The 17,645-nt window shown below is 63.7% G+C and carries 16 protein-coding genes; 7 read left to right on the top strand and 9 right to left on the bottom strand.

What is annotated here, in order from left to right; all coding sequences use genetic code 11:
- The 3 genes from V0R59_RS01570 to V0R59_RS01560 are packed head-to-tail and all read right to left on the bottom strand — an operon-like array spanning nucleotide 1 to nucleotide 3,481.
- On the bottom strand, nucleotides 1–990 hold the full coding sequence (locus V0R59_RS01570) for an ABC transporter permease (protein ID WP_330075366.1): 990 nt from the start codon (nucleotides 988–990) through the stop codon (nucleotides 1–3).
- Nucleotides 987–2,531, bottom strand: a complete 1,545-nt coding sequence (locus V0R59_RS01565; protein ID WP_330075365.1) for a sugar ABC transporter ATP-binding protein — start codon at nucleotides 2,529–2,531, stop codon at nucleotides 987–989. The genes V0R59_RS01570 and V0R59_RS01565 overlap by 4 nt, the downstream gene beginning before the upstream one ends.
- Nucleotides 2,528–3,481 carry a sugar ABC transporter substrate-binding protein gene (locus tag V0R59_RS01560; RefSeq protein ID WP_330075364.1) on the bottom strand — a complete coding sequence of 318 codons (954 nt, stop codon included), beginning with the start codon at nucleotides 3,479–3,481 and terminating at the stop codon, nucleotides 2,528–2,530. Before V0R59_RS01560 ends, V0R59_RS01565 begins: the two co-directional genes overlap by 4 nt.
- Before the next feature lie 361 nt (nucleotides 3,482–3,842).
- Between V0R59_RS01560 and V0R59_RS01555 the strand changes: the two genes are divergently transcribed.
- Nucleotides 3,843–4,121, top strand: coding sequence for a DUF1654 domain-containing protein (locus V0R59_RS01555; protein ID WP_330075363.1), 279 nt, complete (start codon nucleotides 3,843–3,845; stop codon nucleotides 4,119–4,121).
- A gap of 5 nt (nucleotides 4,122–4,126) precedes the next feature.
- A complete protein-coding gene (locus V0R59_RS01550) occupies nucleotides 4,127–4,816 on the top strand; it encodes an endonuclease I family protein (protein ID WP_330075362.1) in 690 nt (229 codons plus the stop codon).
- A 3-nt stretch (nucleotides 4,817–4,819) separates the two neighbouring features.
- On the opposite strand, the gene V0R59_RS01545 is transcribed toward V0R59_RS01550, so the two are convergent.
- The 6 genes from V0R59_RS01545 to V0R59_RS01520 form a co-directional block, all read right to left on the bottom strand.
- Nucleotides 4,820–5,245 carry a GTP pyrophosphokinase gene (locus V0R59_RS01545; protein ID WP_330075361.1) on the bottom strand — a complete coding sequence of 142 codons (426 nt, stop codon included), beginning with the start codon at nucleotides 5,243–5,245 and terminating at the stop codon, nucleotides 4,820–4,822.
- A gap of 102 nt (nucleotides 5,246–5,347) precedes the next feature.
- Nucleotides 5,348–5,917, bottom strand: a complete 570-nt coding sequence (locus V0R59_RS01540) for an SPOR domain-containing protein (RefSeq protein ID WP_330075360.1) — start codon at nucleotides 5,915–5,917, stop codon at nucleotides 5,348–5,350.
- A gap of 58 nt (nucleotides 5,918–5,975) precedes the next feature.
- On the bottom strand, nucleotides 5,976–8,231 hold the full coding sequence (locus V0R59_RS01535) for an arginine/lysine/ornithine decarboxylase (RefSeq protein ID WP_330075359.1): 2,256 nt from the start codon (nucleotides 8,229–8,231) through the stop codon (nucleotides 5,976–5,978).
- Nucleotides 8,232–8,318: 87 nt separating this feature from the next.
- Entirely contained in the window at nucleotides 8,319–9,065 is a 747-nt protein-coding gene (gene dnaQ, locus V0R59_RS01530; RefSeq protein ID WP_330075358.1) for a DNA polymerase III subunit epsilon, read from the bottom strand.
- A 74-nt stretch (nucleotides 9,066–9,139) separates the two neighbouring features.
- Complete coding sequence (rnhA, locus tag V0R59_RS01525) at nucleotides 9,140–9,586, bottom strand: ribonuclease HI (RefSeq protein WP_330075357.1); 447 nt, start codon at nucleotides 9,584–9,586, stop codon at nucleotides 9,140–9,142.
- A gap of 8 nt (nucleotides 9,587–9,594) precedes the next feature.
- Nucleotides 9,595–10,377, bottom strand: coding sequence for a class I SAM-dependent methyltransferase (locus V0R59_RS01520; RefSeq protein ID WP_330075356.1), 783 nt, complete (start codon nucleotides 10,375–10,377; stop codon nucleotides 9,595–9,597).
- 79 nt (nucleotides 10,378–10,456) lie between these two features.
- On the opposite strand from V0R59_RS01520, the gene gloB reads away from it, so the two are divergent.
- The 5 genes from gloB (at nucleotide 10,457) to V0R59_RS01495 (ending at nucleotide 17,644) form a co-directional block, all read left to right on the top strand.
- Nucleotides 10,457–11,236: a hydroxyacylglutathione hydrolase gene (gene gloB, locus V0R59_RS01515; protein ID WP_330075355.1), complete on the top strand. Its 780-nt coding sequence runs from the start codon at nucleotides 10,457–10,459 to the stop codon at nucleotides 11,234–11,236.
- A gap of 100 nt (nucleotides 11,237–11,336) precedes the next feature.
- The gene (locus V0R59_RS01510; protein ID WP_330075354.1) at nucleotides 11,337–12,782 is read left to right on the top strand and encodes a lytic transglycosylase domain-containing protein; all 1,446 of its coding nucleotides are present in this window, start codon (nucleotides 11,337–11,339) and stop codon (nucleotides 12,780–12,782) included.
- Nucleotides 12,783–12,892: 110 nt separating this feature from the next.
- The gene (locus tag V0R59_RS01505; RefSeq protein ID WP_330075353.1) at nucleotides 12,893–14,722 is read left to right on the top strand and encodes an extracellular solute-binding protein; all 1,830 of its coding nucleotides are present in this window, start codon (nucleotides 12,893–12,895) and stop codon (nucleotides 14,720–14,722) included.
- A complete protein-coding gene (locus tag V0R59_RS01500) occupies nucleotides 14,719–16,569 on the top strand; it encodes an extracellular solute-binding protein (RefSeq protein ID WP_330075352.1) in 1,851 nt (616 codons plus the stop codon). The genes V0R59_RS01505 and V0R59_RS01500 overlap by 4 nt, the downstream gene beginning before the upstream one ends.
- Before the next feature lies 1 nt (nucleotide 16,570).
- A complete protein-coding gene (locus tag V0R59_RS01495) occupies nucleotides 16,571–17,644 on the top strand; it encodes a microcin C ABC transporter permease YejB (RefSeq protein ID WP_330075351.1) in 1,074 nt (357 codons plus the stop codon).
- Nucleotide 17,645: the final 1 nt, after the last annotated feature.

Raw genomic sequence — 17,645 nt, 5'->3', positions numbered from 1 at the left:
TCAGTTCCGCCGGCCTGCACGCCGACTGCGGTAGGTGTCGAGGACCACGGCGATCACGATGACCGCCCCGGTGATGATGCGTTTGCTCGGTTCGGAGGCACCGATCTGTGCCAACCCCGCCGCCAGTACCGAGATGATCAGTACGCCGAAGAAGGTGCTGATGACCGAGCCGCGCCCGCCCATCAGGCTGGTCCCGCCGATGACGACCGCAGCGATGACCTGCAGCTCCAGTCCGGAGCCGGCATTGGGGTCGGCCGCTTCGAGGCGCGAGATCTGGAACAGCGCGGCCAGCCCGGCGAGCAATCCCATCAGGGCGAAGACCAGGATCTTGTAGGGGCGCGGATCGACCCCGGCCAGGCGCACCGCCTCTTCATTGGTGCCGATGCCGATCAGGTAGCGACCGAAAACCGTGCGCGTCAGCACCAGTTGCGCCAGCACGATCACCACCAGGGCGATCAGGAAGGACGGAGAAATGCCAACGGCGATCGGCTCCGACAACCAGGCCAGAGCGTCGCCGATATAGGCGGTCCGCGAGTCGGTCAACTGGTAGGCAGCACCACGGGCGATTTCCAGCACGCCGAGGGAGACGATGAACGAGGGAATCCGCCAGGCCACGGTGATCGAACCGGTCAGCGCACCGACCAGCGCGGCACAGACCATGCCCAGCAGTGCGGCGGGCATCACGCCCCAGCCCCAGCCGAGCATCGCCACGCTGACCACCGAGGCGGCCAGGGCCAGCACCGAGCCCACCGAGAGGTCGATGCCACCGATGATCAGCACGAAGGTCATGCCCACCGCCAGCACCATCAGGTCGGGGATCTGGTTGGCCAGGGTGCTGAAGGTGGCGTACGACAGGAAATGGCTGCTGAGCAGGGAAAACAGGATCATAAGGCAGAGCAAGGCGCCCGCCAGGCCGAGGTAGGTATCCAGAGCCAGGCGGCTGCCGGAACGCTTGCCACTGGCGGAAGTGGCAATGGAAGAGCTTTTCATGATGACACCCCGAGCGCCGCGTCGGACAGCAGCGCATCACGTTTCTGATAACCGGAGAATGCCGCGGCCAGCAGTTGATCCTGGCTCCATCCAGCACGCTCGAAGGTGCCCACCAGATGCCCGGCGGACAGTACGCCGATGCGATCGCAGATCAGCATCAGTTCGCGCAGGTCGCTGGAGACCACCACCAGCGCCTTCCCCTTGCGTGCCAGTTTGGCGAGCAAGGCATAGATATCCAGCTTGGCGCCGATATCGATGCCTCGGGTCGGCTCGTCGAACAACAGCACCTGGCAATCACGCTCCAGCCAGCGCCCGATCACCACCTTCTGCTGGTTACCTCCAGACAGCTCGCCCACTGCCTGCTGCACACCGTCACTGCGAATACGCAAGGCCTCGACAAGGCGCCCGGCCAGTTGGCGCTCACCCTCGCTATCCAGCACGCCAGCGCGGGAAACCGCCTTCAAATTGCCCAGCACCAGGTTGGCACTGACCGATTCACCAAGGAGCAGCCCCTCGCCCTTTCGATCCTCGCTGACCAGGGCGATTCCCTGGCGCACCGCCGCCATCGGCGAGTCGATCCGCCTTACGCGCAAGGGATCGCCCAATGCCACCGTCCCGCGATCAGCCCGGTCTGCACCGTAGATCAAACGCAACAATTCCGTTCGTCCGGAGCCCACCAGGCCACACAGCCCGAAGACCTCGCCAGCACGCACCTCGAACGAAACATCGTTGACCTTGTCCCCACGCCCCAGGCCGTTCACTTGCAGCAACGGCGCACCGGTGTGACGGTCCCGCGCCTCGACATGCTCACCCAGCTCCCGCCCGACCATCAGGCTTACCAGTTGCTCGCTGCTGTAGCGCTGCATCGGCTCGATGCAGACCAGGCGACCATCGCGCAGCACGGCAACGCGCTGGGCGACACGCTTGAGCTCTTCGAGTCGGTGCGAAATGTAGATGATCGCCACACCCTGCTGGCGCAGCGTCTCGATTCTGGCGAAGAGCAACTCGACCTCACGCTCGGTGAGCATGGCGGTAGGTTCGTCGAGGATCAGCACATGGCAATCGCCAATCAGATTGCGGGCGATTTCCACCATCTGCTGATGACCGATGCCCAGCGCTCTAACCGGAGTCTGCGGGTCGATCATTTCCAGGCCCATCCGCGCCATTGCCTCCAGCGCCTGCTCATGCAGGCGCTTGCGATCGATCCAGCCGAAACGCCCAGGCAAGTCGTGCAGGAACAGGTTCTCCGCCACGCTCAAGGTTGGCACCAGGTTCAGCTCCTGCATGACCATGCGCACCCCGAGGCGCTCGGCGGCGCTGCGGCTGGCAGGGCGGTAAGGCTCGTCGTGGAAATGCATCCGCCCGGCGGTCGCAAGCTCCAGGCCGCCGATGATCTTCGACAGGGTGCTCTTGCCCGCGCCGTTTTCGCCGGTGAGCGCCAGCACCTCGCCGCGGTGCAAGGCCAGGTCGATACCTTCGAGTACCGGCTGGGCGTAGGTCTTGCCGACCCCGCTGATGGTCAGCAATGCTTGCCCGCTCATGGCTGGCGGGTGATCAGGTCGACTGGGGTCTGGATGACGTTGTCGGCATCCACCTCGGGCTTCTCGCCCTTGAGCATTTTCAGCGCGGCCTCGATACCGAACACCGCCTGGCGCGCGGCGTACTGGTCGGCAGTGGCGAGCAGGCGACCGTCTGCCAGCATCGGCGCGACCGCCTTGAGGTTGTCGTAGCCCACTACCTGCACCTGCCCGGTACGCCCGGCGGAACGCACCGCCGCCACTGCACCCAGGGCCATGCTGTCGTTGCCGGCGAGCAACGCCTTGAGATTCGGGTATTCGTTGAGCATCGCCGAGGCCACCGCGTTGCCCTTGTTGATTTCCCAGTTGCCGGATTGCACCGCGACGATCTTCATCTGCGCCGCGTCCATCGCATCCTTGAAACCGGCGGTGCGCTGCTGGGCGTTGGTGGTCGTCGGCACGCCTTCGATGATACCGACCTCGTCGCCCACCTTCAGCCGCGCGGCCAGGTAGTCCCCCACCAGGCGCGCGCCCTTGCGGTTGTCGGGGCCCACGAACGGCACGCTCATCTGCTTGCTTTTCAGCACCTCGGGGTCGAGGCGATTGTCGATGTTGACCACCGTGATGCCAGCGTCCATGGCGCGCTTGATCACCGGAACCAGGGCTTTGGAATCTGCCGGGGCGATCACCAGGGCGTTGACACCGGAGACGATCATCTGCTCGACGATACGAATCTGGTTGCCGGTATCGGATTCATCCTTGATGCCGTTGGACACCAGGTCGAATTCGCTGGCGTGTTCTTTCTGGTAGGCCTTGGCGCCATCTTCCATGGTGAGGAAGAACTCGTTGGCGAGGGATTTCATGACCAGCGCGACCTTGGGACGCTCTTCGGCGTGAATGGCTGACAGGGGAAAAGCAACGCAGAGGATGAGCAAGGAGGCAGCCAGAGCCCGTCCGGTGGAAGGCAAGTGCATGAAGTTTACTCCGCATTTTATGCTTTTTATCGGATCGCAAACGTTTGCGTAACCCCACTATGGGAACGGAACCGAGCTTTGTCAAATGTCCGCGAGCGGACCGGTCAGGCGCCGGAGCGGGGGGATTGTCGCTCAAACGCTCGGAAAACCGAACTTTTCGTTGGAAATCATTCGAATTTCCGACGATGAAGTTGCCTTCCAGAGTTTAGGCAATGGGCCAGCGTTATGTTCCGCGTCACGGTCGCCTGCCAAAACCTTGCGGATTTATTTTTGACGGCTTGCAGCAAAAGCGCAGCCGAGTGGTCACATTCGCTCTTAGAACTGACCAGCTGTTGCGAAAATTCCTACAGTTAAATACTGTATGCGCATACAGCAAAAACAAGGGAACACTTTCGTGGCCACCTCCTCCGCATCCGCGCCCGCCAGCAGCTATGAGCAACTGGGCATCCGTATCCAGAAAATCATCAACGCCCCGACCGCCCAGCGTTCCCGGGCGGCACTGATCTTCCGTCTCGAACACGAATCCCCGGATGACTGGGAAACCCTGCTTGAGGAAATTGCCGAGAACGACAACGTCACCCTCGCCCATCGCGACGATGGTGGCGTGCAGATTTTCTGGACGGTGCCGAAGGAAGACTGACGCGGATGAGATTCAAGGTATTGGCAGCCACCTGCCTGTTGTTCAGTTTCACCGCCCACGCCGACGCTCCCCGTACCTTCACCGAAGCCAAGAAGATTGCCTGGCGCCTCTACGCGCCGCAGTCGACGGAGTTCTATTGCGGCTGCAAGTACAACGGCAATCGTGTCGACCTGGCCGGTTGCGGGTATGTCCCGCGCAAGAATGCCAACCGCGCCGCGCGGATCGAGTGGGAACATATCGTCCCGGCCTGGCAGATCGGTCATCAGCGCCAGTGCTGGCAAAACGGTGGACGCAAGAATTGCTCGCGCAACGACGCAGCCTACGCACGCGCAGAGGCCGACCTGCACAACCTGGTGCCGAGCATCGGCGAGGTCAACGGCGATCGCAGCAACTTCAGCTATGGCTGGCTACCCGAGCAGCACGGGCAATACGGTTCGTGCCTGACCCAGGTCGATTTCAAGGCGAAGAAAGTGATGCCGCGGCCGTCCATTCGCGGCATGATCGCACGCACCTATTTCTACATGAGCAAGCAGTACAAGCTGAACCTGTCCAGGCAGGACCGGCAGCTGTACGAAGCGTGGAACAAGACCTATCCGGCCGAAGCCTGGGAGCGCCAGCGCAACCAGCGCGTGGCCTGCGTGATGGGCCACGGCAACGAGTTCGTCGGCCCGGTGGATCTCAAGGCCTGCAGTTGAACCTCAGGCCAGCGCCTGCAGGTAGGCGCTGGCCTGCTGGCAACGTTGCAGATGGGCGATATCGGCGGGGCCGGGGATGACGATGCGGGCCAGGTCGCTTTCATCGGCCAGGTCCGCCAGCTTGACCACCCGTGCCAGCGGATCGCTGCCTACGCGCACGACGAAATCCTCGTCGCTCTCGCCGCCACGCGGGCTGAGGGCCTGCACCGCAGCGAGGATCTTCAGCGCGAACCCCTCGCGCGCCAGGTCGGACAGGGTCATGGGGGACTCCCGCAGCACCTCGTGCAGCACCGCGACGATGCGCTGCTCGGTGGTGGAGACCCGCAGCATCACCCGCAAGGGATGCAGGATGTACGCCGCACCTGCATTGTCCCGATGCCCTTCATGGGCCCGGGCTGCAACCGCAATGGCTCGCTCCAGCGTGGACATGGCCCCCTCCTCACCGTTGCTGCACTCATCGATGGAACTGCTTCATCCTGAGCATAGCCCGACAAACGCGGGAGCACCTGTCGCAGAGCGCTGCGGGGCTGATCAGCGCGGGGCGTCGTGCTGGATCACCACAGAATCGGTACCCAGGCGAGCCATTACATCGGTCTTGCTGGCCTCGGCCTCGGCCTTTTCCTGGTAGGGACCGAGCAGGACCACCGGCTTGCCGTCGCGATAGACCACGGAGGACGGGATGCCCTTCTCGATCAGGCGGGCGGTCATGTCGGTCACCGCGCCCATGTTCGGCCCTTGGACGATCTCCACATCCCAGCCTTGCGGTGCCGGCTCGGCGGCGATGGCATCGGCGCGGCGCTGCAGGTCGGCGCCACCGCAGACCTCGCGGATGCGCAGGCTGTTGCTGCCGTCGTCGATGATGATGTCGTATTCCGCGCCCTTCTTGATGGCCACGTAGCTGCGATACGGCAGGTAGTTGCCAGCGTCGTCCTTGCCGCGGAACTGACCGCAGATATCGCCCTGGGTGTTGAACCGCACGTTGGCGAACTTGGCCGTCTTCGGGTTCTGCAGCTGTTCGGCGACCTGCTTGTGCACCCGCTCCGCATCGTTGTCACAACCGGCCAGGGCCAGCAACGCCATTACCACCGCCACTTTGCGCACGCGTGTACCTCCTGAATTCAAGCGGCGGATTCTAGCACCACGCCGCCAACCGGGTCCGCTACTCCTTGACGCAGTCCACGGTGTAGAGCCGCTGGCCATCTATTTCCTCATGTTGCAGACCGTGGACGTCAGCCACGAAGCCAGGGAATCCACTGTCGAAGGCACGCGCGAAGGCGAGGTAATCGATGATCGAGCGCGTTGCCTCGGTGAAGCGTTCGCCAGGCATGATCAACGGAATGCCCGGCGGGTACGGCACCAGCATCACTGCGGCGATACGCCCAAGCAGGTGCTCGATGGGTACCGCTTCGACCTCGCCACGCACCAGCTTGTCGTAGGCGTCGGCGGGTTTCATCACCACCTCCGGCAAGCGCGTGTAAAGGCGTTTGAGCTGCTTGGCGGTGGCGTTGCTGCGGTAGCAGGCATGCAACTGGTCACAGAGGTCCCGCAGGCCCATGCCGCGATAGCGCTGCGGGTCCTGGCTGGCGACGCAGGGCAGGCTCTGGTTCAGCTCGGTATTGGCGTCGTAGTTGCGCTTGAACTCCAGCAGTTCGGTGAGCAGCGTGCTCCACTTGCCCTTGGTAATGCCCATGGAGAACAGCACCAGGAACGAATACAGCCCGGTCTTCTCCACCACCAGCCCGCGCTCCCAGAGGAACTTGCTCACCACCGCCGCCGGAATGCCGTGCCGATCGAGGCTGCCGCCGGCATCCAGGCCGGGCATGACCAGGGTCACCTTGATCGGATCGAGCAGCACATAGTCCTCGCTGACATCGCCGAAGCCGTGCCATTGCGCCTGCGGCTCCAGCAGCCAGTCCTCGGTGGCAACGCGGTGGATGCCCTCGACCCGCGGCGGCTGCCAGACACTGAACCACCAGTCCTCTGCTGGCAGGTGCTCGCGCAGGTTGGCCAGGGCGCGGCGAAAACTCAGGGCCTCGTCGAACATTTCCTGGAGCAGCGAACGCCCCGCCGGCCCTTCCATCATCGCCGAGGACACATCCAGCGAAGCCAGGATGCTGTATTGCGGCGAGGTGGAGATATGCATCATGAAGGCTTCGTTGAAACGGTCGCGATCCAGTTGCCGGCGCCCGCCATCCTGCACATGGATCATCGAGGCCTGGCTGAAGGCAGCGAGCAGCTTGTGGGTGGAGTGGGTGCTGAACACCAGTGGACTGTCTGCGCTGCGCGAGGTACCCATGGCATAGCGCCCGGTGAAGAATTCGTGGAAGGCGGCATAGGCATACCAAGCCTCGTCGAAGTGCAACACTTCGACACTGTTGCCAAGGGTCTGCTTGATCAGTTCGGCGTTGTAGCACAGGCCGTCGTAGGTGGAGTTGGTCACCACGGCCATCTTCACCCTTGGCTCGCGATCCTTGGTCAGAGGATTGGCGAACACCTTGGCCTGGATCGACTCGGGACTGAACTCGCTGAGCGGAATCGGCCCGATGATCCCCAGTTCGTTGCGCTCCGGGCACAGGTACAGGGGAATCGCGCCGGTCATGATGATCGCGTGCAACACCGACTTGTGGCAGTTGCGATCCACCAGCACCAGGTCGTCGCGACCGACCATCGAGTGCCAGACGATCTTGTTCGCCGTCGAGGTTCCGTTGATCACGAAGAAGGTGTGGTCGGCGCCGAAGTTGCGCGCTGCACGGAACTCGGCCTCGGCCAACGGACCGGTGTGGTCGAGCAACGAACCCAGTTCCGGCACCGAGACCGACAGGTCGGAGCGCAAGGTGTTCTCGCCGAAGAACTGATGGAAGGCCTGCCCCACCGGGCTTTTGCGGTAAGCCACACCGCCGCCGTGGCCCGGGGTGTGCCAGGAATAGTTGGATTGCGCGGTGTGCTGCACCAGCGCCTTGAAGAAGGGCGGCAGCAAACCATCCAGGTAGTTGTGCGCGGCGCGGGCCACCTGGCGGGCGAGGAAGGGCACGGTGTCTTCGAACAGATAGAGGATGCCGCGCAACTGGTTCAGTTCGCTCATGGCATCGGCAGGGGCATTTTCCAGGGTGACCTGCTCGCCCAGGGCGAATATCGGCAGATGCGGTGCGCGAGAACGGGCGAGGCGGATCAGCTCGACCATGTTCTGCAGCAGGTGGGTGCTTTCACCCGCGCCCTCGGCGGCGATCAGCATGCACGCCAGCCCGTGGTGGGTCGCGGCGACCAGGCGGCCTTCGGCATAGTCGATGGCACTGAGGATGGTGAAACCGTCCTGGGCCAGTTCCTGGGCAATACCGCGGACGCGGTCGCCGGCTACGGTGTCGGACTTGATGTCACGGTGAACGATGAGAACGGGAAACTTGAGGTCCTTGTACATGGACGGCGCTACCTTCTTCCTGCGGGAGGCCTCGTGGGCCGTTCATTTCAGGGTAGAAGGTCGCCGCCATGACGTGCGGGAAATGCCTCAGTTGGCTTCTGCCATTTGCTGCCAGAGGGCGGGGCCGCCAGCGGACTTGGCGACGGCTTCGAGGCGGGCGACATGGGCCTCCAGCTCTTCGGGGGTCGCGCGGATGATGCGGCCCGGCTGGCGGCTCGCCGGCAGGCGACGGATCTCGCTGCCCTGGGTACCTGCACCCTCACCTTCACCATCATGACCGGCCAGGGACAGGCTGGTCTGGCCCCCGGTCATGGCGAGGAAGACATCCGCCAGCAACTCGGAGTCAAGCAGCGCGCCGTGCAACTCACGGCCGGAGTTGTCGATACCGTAGCGTTTGCACAGCGCGTCGAGGTTGTTGCGCTGGCCCGGATGGCGTTCGCGGGCCATCATCAGGGTGTCGAGGATCTCGCAGTGCTGCGAGATATCCGCGCGATCATGCTGGCCAAGCAAGGCGTATTCGTTGTTGATGAAGCCAACGTCGAACGCCGCGTTGTGGATGATCAGGCGTGCGCCCTGGATGAACTCGAAGAACTCGTCGGCGACATCGGCGAAGCGCGGCTTGTCCACGAGGAAGGCGTCGGTAATGCCATGGACGCCGATGGCGCCCTCGTCACTCGGACGGTCCGGTTGCAGGTAGACGTGGAAGTGGCGCCCGGTCATGCGGCGACCGACCAGCTCGATGCAACCGATCTCGATGATGCGGTGGCCATCGCCGACCGGCATACCGGTGGTTTCGGTATCGAGGACTACCGACCTGTTGTCATGCAAATCCACGTCGGTGATCTCCTGCCGTGTTGCTGAAAGCGGCGAATCTTAACCCAGCTTCGCCGCCGCGTCCCGGAGATTCATCAGCGCAGGCCACGAACTTCGTCGACCCCGCGATTGGCCAACTGGTCGGCGCGCTCGTTGCCGTGGTGGCCGATGTGCCCGCGCACCCATTTCCAGGTAACCTTGTGCCGGTTGACCTGCTCGTCGAGCAACTGCCAGAGGTCAGCGTTCTTCACCGGTTCCTTGGCCGCAGTCTTCCAGCCGCGCTTCTTCCAGTTGGTCATCCACTCGGTGATGCCCTTCATCACATACTGCGAGTCGGTGACCAAGAGTACCTCGCACTCTCGGCGCAGGGATTCGAGGCCCTTGATCGCCGCCATCAGCTCCATGCGGTTGTTGGTGGTCTCGCGTTCGCCACCCCAGAGTTCCTTCTCCACGCCCTTGTAGACCAACAGCACACCCCAGCCGCCCGGGCCGGGATTGCCCTTGCAGGCGCCATCGGTGTAGATCTCCACGCTATCGCTCATGTACAGCCTTATTCATCGTTGAAGGGTCTGCCTTCGGGGTGGGGGGCCTGTCGATTGACCTTGGCCAGCGGCAAGGGAATCAGCTTGCCCATCGGTTCGCGGCGCTCCTGGCGCAGCGGACGCAGGCCGACCACCATCTTGCGTGCCACCAGCAGGTAGACACCGCCACCGGAGCCCTGCCAGCGTCCGGCAAGACGCTCCCACCCCGCCAGCCGGGCCTGCCAGGCCGGCGAGGCAAGCGGCGGACGATAGCACCCGAACCGGCGTTTCTCCAGCGCAAAGCCAAGCAGGTTGAGCCAGTCGCCGACCCGCGACGGCGAGATGCAGCGGGCCTTGCGCAACGCATCGTGGGCGAACGCCCGGCGCAGGCCCCAACTGCTCCAGGGGTTGATCCCGACGATCAGCAGGTGCCCGCCCGGGCGCACGCTGCTGGCCGCTTCGCGCAGCAGGCCATGGGGCGACAGCGAGAAGTCCAGGCCATGCTGCAGCACCACGACGTCGGCCGCGTGCTCGCTCAGAGGCCAGGCCTGCTCCTCGCAGACGATCTCGACCCCGGGCAGCGGTGCGCCGAGGCGCACGTTGCGCTGCACTTGCGGCGCGGTGGGCGGAGCTTCGGCGCACGGCCCGTAATGCACCAGATAGCCGCCGAAGTAGCGGCCCAGTTCCTCTTCCAGCAGGCGTTGCTCCTCGGCGAGCATCAATTGCCCCAGGGGACCGGCGAACCAGTCACGGGCCTGGCTGATCAGTTCGAGCCATTGCGGATCGGCCTGGGCGAAGGCTTGATCGGTCATTGCGTTATCCCTCGACGGTTCTCGACAGCGCACATAGCTACTAAGATGCACCCTTGTCCCACGTTTGGCGAATCGCTCGATGATACAGATAGAAGCCTTGCCCGCTTTCAGTGACAACTACATCTGGTTGTTGCAGGACCCCGCCAGCCGCCGCTGCGCCGTGGTCGACCCGGGCGACGCCGCGCCGGTGCTCGCCTGGCTTGGACAGCATGCGGATTGGCGCCTGGAAGACATCCTCATCACCCACCATCACCATGACCATGTCGGTGGCGTCGAAGCGCTCAAGGCCGCCACCGGAGCGCGGGTCTGCGGGCCTGCCAGCGAACACATCCCGGGGCGGGACACGGCACTTGAAGACAACGCCGTGGTGCGGGTGCTCGACGTGGATTTTCAGGTCTTCGCGGTGCCTGGCCACACCCTGGGGCATATCGCCTACTTCAGCGACCAGCCGGCGACACCCCTGCTGTTCAGCGGCGACACCCTCTTCGCCGCCGGCTGTGGACGACTGTTCGAAGGAACACCCGCACAAATGCACGCTTCCTTGCAGCGTCTGGCGGCCCTGCCCGAGGCCACGCAGGTGTTCTGCGCCCACGAATACACCTTGGGCAACCTGCGCTTCGCTTGTGCGGTCGAACCGAGCAATCCGCACGTTATCGCACGATTCGAGGAAGTTACCCGTTTGCGGGCCGAAAATCGCATCACGTTGCCATCAACCATCGGCCTTGAGCGCCTGACCAACCCCTTCCTGAGGGTCGGCGAAACATCCGTTAAAGAAAAAGCAGACGAACGGACGGGGGGCTTAAACCCTACGCCAAGTGCTGTTTTTGCTGGGTTGCGGGCATGGAAGGATAGCTTCTGAAGATGGCCGCTTGATGACCGCACAGTTCTGAAAGGTTGACCCGGTTGGGGGCGCTTTCTAGAATCGCCCGACATTTTCGCCCGGAACTCTGTCCCAGCCAATGTCGTCCAATAGCCGCAGAACCTTCACCCCCGTCGCCCTGACGCGCCTGGCACAGGCCGTTGCGCTCGGCCTGACAGCCACTCTCGTGGGCTGCCAGAGCACCAGCCACATGGGCGACAACGAAAGCGTTCGCATGCACGTCCAGCCCCGCGTCAAGCCCAAGCCTGTGTTCGTCCAGGCCAAGCCTGCGGAGCAGGCGCCGCAGGACGTCTGGGAGCGCATTCGCCAGGGCTTCCAGCTGCAGGACGACATCGGCGTCAACCCGCGCATCGAGCAACAGCGCCTGTGGTTCGCCAGCAACCCGACCTTCCTCGAAACCGCCGGCGACCGTGGCAGCCTGTATATCCACTACATCGTCGAACGCCTCGAAGAACGCGACATGCCGCTGGAACTGGCCCTGCTGCCAGCCATCGAGAGCGCCTACAACCCCATGGCCTACTCCCGCGCCCATGCGGTCGGCCTGTGGCAGTTCATCCCGTCCACCGGGCGTCACTACAACCTGCGCCAGACCCGCTTCTACGATGGTCGCCGCGACATCACCGCGTCGACCAACGCCGCGCTGGACTACCTGACCCGCCTGCACGACATGTTCAACGGCGACTGGCTGCTGGCCCTGGCGGCCTACAACGCCGGCGAAGGCACGGTCAGCCGGGCCATCGAGCGCAACGAGCGCCTCGGCCTGCCCACCGACTACTGGAACCTGCCCCTGCCCCAGGAAACACGTGACTACGTGCCGAAGCTGCTGGCCCTGTCCCAAGTGGTACTGACGCCGGATGCCTATGGTGTGAACCTCAACCCGATCGCCAACGAACCCTACTTCGAAGCCGTCGCGATCAAGGACCGTCTCGACCTTTCGCGAGTCGCCGCCCTGGCCGAGATCGACGAGGACGAGCTGTTCCAGCTCAACCCGGCCTTCAAGAAACGCATGACCGTGGACGGCCCCCAGCAACTGCTGGTACCGACCGCCAAGGCACAACTGCTGACCAGCAGCCTGTCGAGCATGAAACCCGAAGAACTGCTGGCCCTGCAACCCAAGGCCGCAGTGTTCGAGGCGGCGCTGGCCGAAGCCAGCGCCCCGGCGACCCGCAGCGTGCGCTACCGGGTCAAGCGCGGCGACAGTCTGGGCAGCATCGCCAAGGCCAACCGGGTCAGCGTCAAGGACCTGCAGCGCTGGAACAAGATCAGTGGCAACCGCGTGAAAGCTGGCCAGACGCTGGTTCTGCAGAGCAAGCAGCCGATCACCGTGGCGTCTGCGGCCAAGCCCTCTTCATCGACCGCCAACGGCAAGCAGCGCGCGACGCAGTACAAGGTACAGAAGGGCGATTCGCTGTACCTGGTCGCCAAACGCTTCAACGTGGAAATGCAACACCTCAAACGCTGGAATCCGCGCAGCGGCCAGGCACTGAAGCCAGGCCAGACCCTGACCGTCTACCTGCCGCACTGATACCGCCCACGGGCGGTGCATGGACGCCACGGGCGCGCTCTTTTTCCTGCTGATACAAGCTGTTACTGTAGGAACCATAAAGCCCAAGCCGCCTGGATCGGATCGCCGACTTGATACGTCCCCTCCTGCTGTCACTCAGCCTGGTCTTGAGCTTTCCCGCGGGCGCCACCATCACCGAAAGTCACGGTTACGCCCAGTTCGGCACGCTCAAGTACCCCGCCAAGTTCACCCACTTCGACTGGGTCAATCCGCAAGCGCCCAAGGGCGGCACCTTGCGCGCCATGGCATTCGGTACCTTCGATACCCTCAACCCCTACACCTTCAAGGGCAGCAGTCCGGTGACCACGCCGAACTTCCTGCAGTACGGGGTCAACGAGCTCAATGAAACCCTGATGGTCGGCACCGGCCAGTACGACCCTTCCGGCGACGAGGCGACTTCCAGCTACGGACTGATCGCCCGCTCCGTGGAATACAGCGAGGACCGCAGCTGGGTGGTGTTCAACCTGCGTCCGGAAGCGCGCTTCCACGACGGCAAGCCGATCACCGCGGCGGATGTGGCGTTCTCCTACCGCACCCTGCTCAAGGAGGGTCACCCGATCTACCGCACCAACCTGCAGGAGGTGGAACGGGTCGACGTGCTCAATCCGCAGCGCATCCGCTTCGTCTTCAAGCGTGCCGGCAACCCCTTGCTGATCCTCCGTCTCGGCGAGATGCCGGTACTGCCGCAGCACTACTGGAAAGGTCGCGACTTCAAGGCCACCACGTTCGAACCACCGCTGGGCAGCGGCCCCTATCGCATCAGCGAAGTGCAACCGGGCCGGCGCCTGGTGTTCGAGCGGGTCAAGGACTGGTGGGGCAAGGACCTGGCAGTCAATCGCGGCAAGTACAACTTCGACCGCGTCGAGTACGAGTTCTACCGCGACAGCGACGTGGCCTTCGAAGCCTTCAAGGCCGGCGAGTTCGACATCTATATCGAGCACCAGGCGAAGAACTGGGCCAACGGCTACAACTTCCCGGCCGTGCGGCGCGGCGATGTGATAAAGGCGCAGGTCAAGCACCAGATTCCGACCCAGACCCAGGGCCTGTTCATGAACAGCCGCCGTGCGGCCTTCGCCGATCGCCGGGTCCGCCAGGCCCTGGGCCTGATGTTCGACTTCGAGTGGACCAACCGCGCCCTGTTCAGCAGCGCCTATCGCAGGGCCACCAGTTTCTACCCCAACAGCGAGTTCACGGCGGACGGCCTGCCGGTGGGCAAGGAATGGCTGCTGCTGGCGCCATGGCGCGAGCAGTTGCCGCCCGGGCTCTTTACCCAGCCCTTCGCGGTGAGCCAGACCGATGGCCGTGGCGTCGGCCGTGACAACCTGCGCCAGGCCCTCGACCTGCTTGGCCAGGCTGGCTGGAAACTCAGCGGCCAACGCCTGCTGAACAGCAATGGCCAGCCACTCAAGCTGGAAATCCTCCTGGTCAATCCGAACCTTGAGCGGATTCTCCAGCCTTATGTGGAGAACCTCGCCAGCATCGGCATCGACGCGCGTCTGCGCACTGTCGACCGGGCCCAGTACAAGCAGCGTCTCGACCAGTTCGATTTCGATATGATCCTGATGACCCTGACCCAGACCCTCAGCCCCGGCCTCGAACAATGGCAGTACTTCCATTCCAGCCAGGCCGGCACCAAGGGCAGCAAGAACTACGCTGGCGTGAACAGCCTGGTGGTCGACCACCTGCTCGACGCCCTGCTCGCCGCGCAGACCCGCGATGACCAGGTGGCCGCGACCCGCGCCCTGGACCGCGTGCTGCTGTGGCAGCACTACATGATCCCCAACTGGTATCTCGACTATCACCGCCTGGCCTACCGCAACCGGTTCGCCTTCGTCACCACGCCGCCCTACACCCTGGGGCTGAATACCTGGTGGCTCAAGCCTTCGGAGAACGCCCAATGATGCCAATGCCCCGTCTGCGCCAGTTGCTCGGCGGCCTGCTGCTGGCTGGCCTGAGCCTGCCGACCCTGGCAGCACCGCAACATGCGCTGACCCTGTACAACGAAGCGCCGAAGTATCCGGCCGACTTCAAGCATTTCGACTACGTGAACCCCGACGCGCCCAAAGGCGGCATCTTCCGCCAGAATGGCTTCGGCAGCTTCGACAGCCTCAACCCATTCATCAGCAAGGGCGTGCCGGCGGACAACATCGAGCTGGTCTACGACACCCTGGCCCGCGCCAGTCTCGACGAGCCGTTCACCGAGTACGGCCTGCTGGCGAAACAGATCGAAAAGGCTCCGGACAACAGTTGGGTACGCTTCTACCTGCGCCCCGAAGCACGCTTCCAGGATGGCCAGCCGGTGCGTGCGGAAGATGTGGTGTTCACCTTCAACACCCTGATGAAAAGCGGTGCGCCGCTGTTCCGCGGCTATTACGCCGACGTCGCCGAAGTGGTCGCCGAAGACCCGCTGCGGGTGCTGTTCAAGTTCAAGCACGGCAACAACCGCGAGCTGCCGCTGATCCTCGGGCAGATCGCGGTGCTGCCCAAGCATGTCTGGGAGGGCCGCGACTTCGCCAAGGGCGGGCTGGAAACCCCAGTGGGCAGCGGGCCGTACAAGGTCGCCGAGGTCAAGCCCGGGCGTTCGATCCGCCTTGAGCGAGACAGGAACTATTGGGGCAAGGACCTGCCGATCAACCGCGGCTTCTACAACTTCGACACCATCACCGTCGACTACTACCGCGACAACACCGTGGCCCTGGAAGCGCTCAAGGCCGGGCAGTTCGACTACTGGTTCGAAACCAGCGCGAAGAACTGGGCCACGGCCTACAACATCCCAGCAGTACGGGAAAAGCGCCTGATCCGCGAGGAGATCCCCAATGGCACGCCGACCGGCATGCAGGGCTTCGTCTTCAACCTGCGCCGCCCGGTGTTCCAGGATGTACGGGTACGCCAGGCGCTTAGCCTGCTGCTGGACTTCGAATGGACCAACAAGCAGTTGTTCAACGGTGCCTACACCCGCACCGACAGCTACTTCGAGAACTCGGAAATGGCAGCGAAGGGCCTGCCTGGCGAGGACGAGCTGAAGCTCCTCGAACCGCTGCGCGGCAAGATTCCCGAACAGGTATTCAGCGAAGCCTTCAAGAACCCGGTCACCGATGCCAGCGGCATGATCCGCAATCAGCAGCGCCAGGCCTACAAGCTGCTGCAGGAAGCCGGCTGGCGCATCGAGAACGACAAGATGGTGGACGCCCAGGGCAAGCCGCTGACCATCGAGTTCCTCCTCGCCCAGACCGAGTTCGAGCGCATCCTCCTGCCCTACAAGCGCAACCTCGCCGACCTCGGCATCACCCTGAACATCCGCCGGGTCGACGTCGCCGAGTACATCAACCGTCTGCGCTCGCGGGACTTCGACATGATCGTCGGCGGCTTCCCGCAGTCCAACTCGCCGGGCAACGAGCAGCGCGAGTTCTGGCAGAGCAGCAGCGCCGACAACCCCGGCAGCCGCAACTACATGGGGCTCAAGGACCCGGCCGTGGACAGCCTGGTGGAATCGCTGATCAATGCCGACTCGCGGCAGAGCCTGGTAGCCCACACCCGCGCCCTCGACCGCGTGCTGCTGTGGGGCTTCTACGTGGTGCCCAACTGGCACATCAAGACCTGGCGCGTCGCCTACTGGAACCATATCGGCCACCCTGCCACGCCGCCCAAGTACGACATCGGCATCAACACCTGGTGGATCAAGCCCGAGGTGACGCCGGCCGCCCCGGTGACAGAGGCGGAAGAAGCCGCCGCGCACGGGGAGCAGTGACATGCTCGCCTACATCCTGCGGCGCCTGCTGCTGATCATCCCGACCCTGTTCGGCATCCTGATCATCAACTTCGTCATCATCCAGGCCGCGCCCGGCGGCCCGGTGGAGCAGATGATCGCCAAGCTCGAAGGCTTCGAGGGCGCCACCAGCCGGATTGCCGGCGGCGGTGCCGAAGTCTCCGTGGCCGGCTCCAACTACCGTGGCGCGCAAGGCCTCGATCCGGCACTGATCAAGGAAATCGAGCGCATGTACGGCTTCGACAAGTCGGCGCCGGAACGGCTGTGGATCATGCTCAAGAACTACGCCAGCCTGGACTTCGGCGACAGCTTCTTCCGCGATGCCAAGGTGGTCGACCTGATCGCCGAGAAGCTCCCGGTGTCGATCTCCCTAGGCCTGTGGAGCACGCTGATCATGTACCTGGTGTCGATCCCCCTGGGGATCGCCAAGGCCACCCGGCACGGCAGCCATTTCGACGTCTGGACCAGCTCGGCGATCATCATCGGCTACGCCATCCCGGCCTTCCTCTTCGCCATCCTGCTGATCGTGGTCTTCGCCGGTGGTAGCTACCTGGACTGGTTCCCGTTGCGCGGGCTGACATCAAGCAACTTCGACGAACTGAGCACCTGGGGCAAGATCGGCGACTACTTCTGGCACCTGGCCCTGCCGATCACCGCGCTGGTGATCGGCAACTTCGCCACCATGACCCTGCTGACCAAGAACAGCTTCCTCGACGAGATCAACAAGCAGTACGTGGTCACCGCCAAGGCCAAGGGCCTGACGCCAAACCGCGTACTCTACGGGCATGTGTTCCGCAACGCCATGCTGCTGGTGATCGCCGGTTTCCCCTCGGCGTTCATCGGTATCTTCTTCACCGGCTCGCTGCTGGTGGAAGTGATCTTCTCCCTCGACGGCCTCGGCCTGATGAGCTTCGAGGCAGCGATCAACCGCGACTACCCGGTGGTCTTCGGCACCCTGTTCATCTTCACCCTGCTGGGGCTGGTGGTGAAACTGATCGGCGACCTGACCTACACCCTGGTCGATCCACGCATCGACTTCGAAAGCCGGGAGCACTGAG

Source organism: Pseudomonas ulcerans (genome assembly GCF_036324125.1).
GTDB classification, from domain to species: Bacteria; Pseudomonadota; Gammaproteobacteria; order Pseudomonadales; family Pseudomonadaceae; genus Aquipseudomonas; species Aquipseudomonas ulcerans.
The sequence above is the reverse complement of the archived record's forward strand: the minus strand, read 5'-3'. Positions and strand labels throughout refer to the sequence as shown.